The organism is Corynebacterium sp. c7Ub_26 (assembly GCF_053760365.1).
In genome coordinates, this window is record NZ_JBSNBL010000004.1 from 314236 (window position 1) to 321378 (window position 7143).

8 protein-coding genes are annotated in these 7143 nt (G+C 60.4%); 4 read left to right on the forward strand and 4 right to left on the reverse strand.

Annotated features, from left to right (window positions below):
- Positions 1-550 precede the first annotated feature (550 nt).
- Positions 551-1090, forward strand: coding sequence for a phage holin family protein (locus tag ACWORE_RS08810; RefSeq protein WP_296137474.1), 540 nt, complete (start codon positions 551-553; stop codon positions 1088-1090).
- A gap of 125 nt (positions 1091-1215) precedes the next feature.
- Entirely contained in the window at positions 1216-2160 is a 945-nt protein-coding gene (locus tag ACWORE_RS08815) for an alpha/beta fold hydrolase (RefSeq protein ID WP_455303560.1), read from the forward strand.
- 1 nt (position 2161) lies between these two features.
- Here the strand turns inward: ACWORE_RS08815 and ACWORE_RS08820 are convergent, their stop codons facing one another.
- From ACWORE_RS08820 to nth, 4 genes are all read right to left on the reverse strand, one after another.
- On the reverse strand, positions 2162-3364 hold the full coding sequence (locus ACWORE_RS08820) for a MarP family serine protease (protein ID WP_296137470.1): 1203 nt from the start codon (positions 3362-3364) through the stop codon (positions 2162-2164).
- 10 nt (positions 3365-3374) lie between these two features.
- Positions 3375-4190: an NUDIX hydrolase gene (locus tag ACWORE_RS08825; protein ID WP_455303561.1), complete on the reverse strand. Its 816-nt coding sequence runs from the start codon at positions 4188-4190 to the stop codon at positions 3375-3377.
- Positions 4191-4302: 112 nt separating this feature from the next.
- A complete protein-coding gene (locus ACWORE_RS08830) occupies positions 4303-5031 on the reverse strand; it encodes a TlpA family protein disulfide reductase (RefSeq protein ID WP_455303562.1) in 729 nt (242 codons plus the stop codon).
- Complete coding sequence (nth, locus tag ACWORE_RS08835; protein ID WP_455303563.1) at positions 5031-5768, reverse strand: endonuclease III; 738 nt, start codon at positions 5766-5768, stop codon at positions 5031-5033. Before nth ends, ACWORE_RS08830 begins: the two co-directional genes overlap by 1 nt.
- Positions 5769-5818: 50 nt before the next feature.
- Here nth and ACWORE_RS08840 point away from each other — a divergent pair, with 50 nt between their 5' ends.
- Complete coding sequence (locus tag ACWORE_RS08840) at positions 5819-5950, forward strand: hypothetical protein (RefSeq protein WP_260623998.1); 132 nt, start codon at positions 5819-5821, stop codon at positions 5948-5950.
- A gap of 436 nt (positions 5951-6386) precedes the next feature.
- Positions 6387-7070, forward strand: coding sequence for a CRP-like cAMP-activated global transcriptional regulator GlxR (gene glxR / locus ACWORE_RS08845; protein WP_455303564.1), 684 nt, complete (start codon positions 6387-6389; stop codon positions 7068-7070).
- Positions 7071-7143 lie beyond the last annotated feature (73 nt).

Here is a 7143-nt window from a genome sequence, read left to right on the forward strand (position 1 = left end):
TACAGAGCACCGGTTCAACGAGAAGCAGCCGCCTACGGGAATCCCATGCCCACGGCCTTCAGATATAGAGCGACGGCCCGCATCAGGGGGGGATCGATGCGGGCCGTCTTACCCGGCTCGGGGGGATGGCCGGGGCGGGCCACGCTCCTCACCCTTCAAGGGAGGGGGGCCTGCGCCAACAATTTTGGCACATCAAAGGCGCAGAATGCAACACCTTTTCTAAATACCCCCGCTCTGATGCGGAAAATCGCGCTCACCACTGACAATGCCCCCGTTTACCCTCCACCCGGACATGAAGAAAACAATCGCCACCCCTGTCTGGAAAATCGTCCCCACAGCCGTCGAATCAAACAATGCCCGTTTCATCAGTCGTTATCGCCGTGACCCACCCCCGTTAGAGCTATTAAATCCTTTAACAAGCCCAACAATGTACAAACTTTTCTGTTCAGGATTTCTTAATACGGCCTCAATCGCTATTTTCCCTAGCGCATGGCACAATTAGGTGAGAAAGTTTTGATTTCCCCATGTTTTAATGCGCAGGAGGATGCCCGTGAGCTCCACGAACAAAAATGGCTTGTACACCGATAGCTCAAACTCGGTTTTCCCCGAGGTAGGTAGCATCCCTCTCCGCGATGCCGATACTCACGCAGCAGGTCAAGGCAGCATTAATCGCCTGGTCAAGGACGCGTCCGGCCAGATCACGACCCTCGTCCGCACCGAAATTGAGCTCGCCAAAGCAGAGCTCACACAGTCGGTGAAGAAGGGCGCCATCGGTGGAGCAATGTTCGCCGTGGCCGGCATTATCGCTTTCTTCAGCGCGTTCTTCCTCTTCTTCACCCTGGCAGAAGTGCTTGACATCTGGCTCTACCGCTGGGCAGCATTCGCCATCGTCTTCGCCGGAATGCTCCTGCTTGCAGGCATTTTCGCGTTCATCGGGCTCAAGCAGGTCAAGCAGGTGAAGAAGCCAGAAGCGACCATCGATTCCTTCGGCAAGCTCCCCGAGGTCGTCCCTAGCGGTTCGTCCAACTCGGGTTCCTCCAAGACCGCGAGCTCGAAGAACGTCGAAACTGCTGAAGGTCTCTACAGCTAAGCACCAAAACTCAGCACCGACGTGGGTTCAGCCACGTCGACACCACCCCTCCGGCGATGCCCCGCTGCATCGTCGGTTTTTGGTTCCGTCTACCGTCGAACCTCATGATTTGGTAAACCTGGTGTGTGCCTCAACGCCCGACGAACCCCTCCGCCATTGAACTCGATGGCCCGTGGACCCATCACCTGTACCACAGCCGGGGAGTTCGCATTCACTGCGCCGACAGCCGAAGCCCCGACGCCCCCTTAGTGCTGCTAGTACACGGTTTCGCCGGCGGATGGTTCGACTGGCAATCCGTCCTCCCCTTGCTCGCGGAGGATCACCACGCTGTCGCCATGGATCTCCGCGGCTACGGCCTCTCTGACAAACCCCCTCACGGCTACGACCTGGGCACAACGGCACTAGACATCGCCGGCCTGGTCCTTGCGCTGGGTCATACATCGGCAACTGTGGTCGCCCACGGAGAGAGCGTGCCCGCAGCGGTGATCGCTGGTCTGACCGAGCCACAGCGCATTAAGCGTGTGGTGGCGCTCAACCCTTCGCATCCGCGCCAGAACGTGGACGTCGTCACCCGCCACCCGATTCGGCACCGCGACCGCATCACGCTCGGCGTGGCCACTCGTTTCCCGCGGCTCGGGGAGCGCTGGCTGAAAGCCGATCACAGCTTGTTCCTTGAGCAGATCGTCGCCCATCTAGCCGGCTCCGCGTTCCAGTACTCCGACAGTTTCGACGAATATCTTGCGATTCGACGCTTCGCCATGGGCGTTGAGCGCGTCGCCTATTACGCGTGCCTGCGCCACCGAAAGGCCGCGGTAGCGACAATGCCTCGCGGAACAGCGCAAACCGTGCTGGCCGATTGGTCCGGCTGGAATGAAATTGAGTGCTCGACGCCCCCGGCCGTGCGCGTTCTCCACGGTGCCGAGGACCCTTTGATAACGGCGTCCAAGACGGCTCGCGAAACTATTGCCGACGCCGACCACGTCACTGTGGTTCCCGGCGCGGGGCATTATGTACACATGGAGGCGCCCCAGGCGGTGCGCGATGCTGTGCTGGCCGTGGAGGAAGCGTAACCTACTTAGCCACGCACGACTTCGTGTCCACCGCGGACCGCAAATTCTGGACGTTCTCCACCGATCCCAGCGATTCCATGATCTCGTGGTTGGTCAGCGCGTATCCCGTGTCTTGGTCGTCCACCCCGGCGCCGAAGATAAGCCCGAGGACTTCACCGTCACCATCGACAACAGGCCCGCCGGAGTTCCCCTCGCGGACCAATCCGCGCAGCGTATAGGCTTCACGCTGAACGCGGTCGGTGGAGTAAATATTCGGCCCGTCGATGGTCAAGCGGTCACGGACGCGCGCGTTTTCCACATCGAACGGCCCGCCCAAGGGATACCCAAGCACGGCCGCATCGGACCCCGTCGTCGCGGGCACATCATCCAACTGCAGCGGGCTCAAGCCCAGGTCCACAGCGTGCAGCACCGCGATGTCCTTGTCGGGGTTGAAATACGTGACGGTGGCAACGTCCTCACCGTTGACTGTCCGCAGCTTGACCTCATTCGATCCGGCGACCACGTGGGCGTTGGTCACCACGGTGTCGGGGGCTATCACAAAACCGCTGCCTTCCAGCATCTTTCGGCACTGTTGCGCCGTCGATAAGACCTGAACAACGGAGGGCCGAATCTCGTTCAAGCGTTGGGTAGACAAAACAGAGTCCGCCGGCGCGGGAACATCCTTGTTCGGCAGTTCACCGAACGGATCGGTCAGCGTCGGCATGCCGTTTTGGTTGAGGAACATGCCGACCCTGCTGCCCCAGTTGTTCACCTGCTGCGGGGCCAGGGAGTCCACTGCACCCAAAACCTTCGAGTTGCGGAGGGCTTTGGAAAAATCCCCGGTGGACACGGACACCACGGGCACAGCGATCATCCACACAACGACAATCGCGGTGAAAACCTGCACGACAGCCCCGACGGCCGCGTCGGCCTTGTACACAGCCCGGGTGCGGATCATGTTGCGCAAGGCAATGCCGATGGAGGACCCTATGGCGTACCCAATGATGACGGCGAGAACCGCGATGCCGAGGGCGAAGAGGAACCGCGTGTTGTTGTCGTCGGTCTGGGCCATCGCGTACGGGGCGGCCCACATGCCGACCATGCCGCCGATGAGAACGCCTATGACCGCGGCGATGGAGGATACGCCGCCTTGTCTCCATCCGGAATGCATCGCCGATAGTGCGATGAGCACAATGACGATGTCCACAATGGTGGATCCGCTCATTCAGTGTCTCTCAGTTCTTGTGGTTGGGGGTTGTCGGCGTTGATGGTTTCTGGGGGGTTCTCCGCCACCGAGTCACCGGTTCATTGTTCGCCGACCGAGCAAGCGTCTCTGCAAGATCGTACACAGGTGAAGCGTTCCATGGTTTCTCCCAACCCGCTTCGCGGAGGAGGCCATCCACTAACCCGCCGGTAAAACCCCAAAGTAGAAGGTCTCCTATCCAAAAGGCGGGCCCGGTCCACCCCTGCCTGCCGACGGTTATTCGTATCGACGGGTCCGCCAGGTGTTCCAGAGGTATGGCGACGGCGTCGGCCACCTCGGCGGGGCTGGCGGGGTAGACGTGGGTGGGGTTGTTCCAGTACGCCAACACGGGCGAGACGACATTTCCGGTGCGGGGGATGAGGATCGGGTGGAGGACCGCCAGCGGCGACATCGTGTCCGGGCGAACGGCTGTTTCCTCCTGCGCTTCTCGTACGGCGGTGTCGATGGGCGTGGCGTCCTCGGGGTCCTTTCGCCCGCCAGGGAACGCCATTTGGCCCGAGTGCGACCGCAACGTGGGCGCGCGGTGGGTCAGGAGCAGCCGGGCGTCCTCGGGGTAGGGCGTGCTGGGCGTGGGCTCGTACGTCGGGTCGCCGGCTAGGAGCATGAGTACTGCCGACGGGCGGGTTGCGTCGTCAAGCTGTGGCCTCCGCCGGGATAAGTCAGAGAGTTGACGACGAATACCGCCGTCACGTGCCCGCTGTGTGATCGAGCGAAGCCACGGTGGAACCGCGTCGGGCAGCGGCGGCTGGGTGGGCTCTGAAAACGACGTCGGGAACCCTGTTTTCACGTGTGACCTCCTACACTTCGCAACGCCTCTGATCAGGATACGGCCTGGCGGTCGCGCTCGTCGGGAGTTTCCGAGCTATCCGATCCGCGCTATCCGTTCGGCCGCGAGCCCGCTAGTTGAGCGCTGCGGTGACCGCCGACTCTAGTTCGCTGGTGCTGGTGAACGTTTGTGGGTACACCTTGGCCACCTCCCCGTTAGGTTTGAGAACCACCGTGATGGGGATAACCGACGGCAACTTCAACGCCCGGGCAACGTCGCCATCCGAATCCTGGAAGCTGGCCAAGTGATCCACATGTAAATCGGAGAGCACGCCGACGCCTGCATCACCATTTTTATCGGCGTGCACGCCGACGACGTTCCACTCCGGGTGGGACTGGGCCACTTTGTCAACGACCGGAAGTTCCTTCTTGCATGGCTGGCACCAAAAGGCCCACAGGTTGATCACGGTAGGTTTGCCCGCGAGGTTGCGGCTGAGTGGTTGGGCGTCGGCCTTGCTTGCGGAGTTACCCAAGCAGGGCAGTGTCACCGAACCCAGGAGGGAATTAGCGTCTTCCGAACTCCCCGAGCCTTCCGAGCTGGTCGACGCATTTTCGGCGCCCGCAGTGGGGCACGCTGGCCGGCCAGTCGTGGGGTTGGAGGCCGGGGAATCTGCGTCTCCCGAACCGTCCGACGGATCGCCCTGGCTACCAGATCCCTGACCAGCGGGATTATCAGATATCGCCGCTCCCGAATGCGCATCATTGTGGCTTGATGTGGACCGCAGCATGAGGGGAACCGCGCAGATCACCAAGCCCGTCAGCACGGCGATGATCAGGATGGTCCAGCGTTGTTGTCGTCCCATCAGTGGCCCCCTAGCGCGAGATCGAGAATACGGTCACGTTCTGGGCCTTTGACCAGCTTCTCAGCCTCGTCGGGATTCGTCGGCCCCCACACACCAAAACCTCGGCAATCCTTCGCCAAGAAGCACGCACCGCACGCCGCCTTCCGCGAATGACACACACGTCGACCATGAATAATGACTTCGTGGGAAAACGGCGTCCACCACCTCTTCTCAATTAACTGGGCGACGTCCTGCTCGACTTTTTTCGGGTCCTTCGCGTCCGTCAAACCGAACCGACGCATCAGGCGGCCCATATGTGTGTCCACCGTGATCCCCGGCTTGCCGAACGCATTACCCAGGACGGTGTTCGCCGTCTTGCGCCCCACCCCAGGCAGCGAAACCAAGTCCGCCATCGTGTCCGGGACGGCACCGTCGAAACGAGTGACGAGTTCATGCCCCAGCGAAACCAAGTTCCTCGCTTTGTTGTGATAGAACCCTGTCGAGCGGATATATTCTTCGACTTCCTCGACACTCGCGTTGTCCAAATCCTCCGGGCCGGGGAACCGCTTAAACAACGCCGGTGTCACCATATTCACCCGACGATCCGTACACTGAGCAGACAAAATCGTGGCGACGACCATCTGATACGGATTCTCAAAGTTGAGTTCCGCTTTAGCGTCCGGATACGCGCGGTGCAACGCGCGGGAGATTCTCCGAGCACGACGGACCTTGGCAAGCGGAGTCTCGGTAGTGGCCATGCCAACACCATAGCGGGCGCCCCGGACATAACGTCGGTATGGTAGACCGCATGGCCGGTTTATTTGCCCTCCTCGCACCATTTATTCTTATGGGATTCGCCATTGGCATGGAACGCTACGAACTCTTCGCGAAGAACGCCGGGAGGAAGAAGGCGTCTAGTCCCGGCGTCGAGGCGCACTAGAGAAGCGCACTAGGCCTCGGCAACCCCCGCCGCGGCAGCCCCCGTGTGACGTCGTCAAGCGACGAGTTTTTACCGCAATTCGCTGGTTCCGTCGACAAAAAATAGTGTGTTCTTCGCCACTATGAAAGCTACGATAACGTAGCATACGTTATCAACGGGAGTTTACTTCTGAAAACGTGACCAACCGCACAAGCAGCGGTTTTGTCAATTCATCCCCGAAATTGGGCATTTTTTACGAACTTTCCGCCTTTTTATTGATTATTCCTCTCTATAAAACTCCCGCGTGAGGCTATTCCTAAATCGGACAAAGCTCTCACTTTTGGCCTGCCACGTAGTAATGTGAGGTGCGATACAGCGACGGGTGCGGTATTTAGTATCTAACACAGACGGCCGCGCACCGTGGCACTCGACCCTACTGCGAGAAGTGGAGACTACGTTGAGCGACGTCACCGAGATCCTCTCCCGTGCCGGCATTTTCCAAGGCGTTGACCCAGTTGCCGTCCGGAACCTCATCCATGATCTTGAGACGGTGCGATTCCCGCGCGGCACCACCATTTTCGACGAGGGTGAGCCCGGCGACCGCCTCTATATCATCACCGAGGGCAAAGTGAAGCTGGCCCGCCACGCAGCCGACGGTCGTGAAAACCTCCTGACCATCATGGGCCCCTCGGACATGTTCGGCGAGCTGTCCATCTTCGACCCGAACCCGCGCACATCGTCGGCCATTTGCGTCACTGAAGTGTCCGCCGCCACGATGAACTCAAAGAAACTCCACCAGTGGATCAATGACCACCCGGCCATTTCTGAACAGCTGCTTCGGGTGCTCGCGCGTCGCCTGCGTCGCACCAATAATTCCCTGGCAGACCTTATTTTTACCGACGTTCCCGGGCGCGTGGCGAAGGCGCTGCTCCAGCTTGCCAACCGCTTCGGTGTTCAGGACAACGGGAACTGGCGTGTTCACCACGACCTCACTCAAGAGGAAATCGCGCAGCTTGTCGGTGCATCACGCGAGACTGTCAACAAAGCGCTCGCCGAATTTGCGCACCGTGGCTGGATTCGGCTCGAGGGCAAGACCGTCGTTATTTGCGACAGCGAACGCCTGGCACGTCGCGCTCGGTAGTTAGGTAGCCACACCGACGCCCGGACGCTCGGCGGGGATGCTCGGCGGGTGATAGCCACGACGTCAGCGACGA

What these genes read in the sequence shown, in the direction of transcription:
- ACWORE_RS08820 (WP_296137470.1), bottom strand. Translation starts at nt 3,364, where the DNA reads ATGAGCGGATCCACCATTGTGGACATCGTCATTGTGCTCATCGCACTA.
- ACWORE_RS08830 (WP_455303562.1), bottom strand. Translation starts at nt 5,031, where the DNA reads ATGGGACGACAACAACGCTGGACCATCCTGATCATCGCCGTGCTGACG.
- nth (WP_455303563.1), bottom strand. Translation starts at nt 5,768, where the DNA reads ATGGCCACTACCGAGACTCCGCTTGCCAAGGTCCGTCGTGCTCGGAGA.
- ACWORE_RS08840 (WP_260623998.1), top strand. Translation starts at nt 5,819, where the DNA reads ATGGCCGGTTTATTTGCCCTCCTCGCACCATTTATTCTTATGGGATTC.